General features: G+C 48.2%; 1 pseudogene. It reads right to left on the bottom strand.

Annotated elements, in window-relative coordinates:
* A pseudogene (locus tag FDX22_RS00025) lies at positions 1-221 on the bottom strand (hypothetical protein); the annotation flags it as partial.
* Between the last annotated feature and the right edge of the window lie 5 nt (positions 222-226).

Genomic DNA, 226 nt, shown 5'->3' with positions numbered 1-226 from the left:
GGGAAGTTCATCAGGCCTGGACTTTCGTCACCGGTGGTAAAGAACTTAACCGGGTGATACTGCTCTTCACCGGCTTCATTGGTCAGAATTCGGAATGAGTGGGGATCAACAACCTTGCGGGTCTTGGTTTGCCCATCAACCTGATACTGCACTTCCTGACTGTCGAACATCCCGACGGGAACAAACAACCAACTTGCAGGGATTAGAGAAATTGAAGAGATAAAAA

This window comes from Citrobacter sp. TBCS-14, assembly GCF_005280805.1.
In the GTDB taxonomy this organism is placed as follows: Bacteria; Pseudomonadota; Gammaproteobacteria; order Enterobacterales; family Enterobacteriaceae; genus Citrobacter; species Citrobacter gillenii.
The sequence above is the reverse complement of the archived record's forward strand: the minus strand, read 5'-3'. Positions and strand labels throughout refer to the sequence as shown.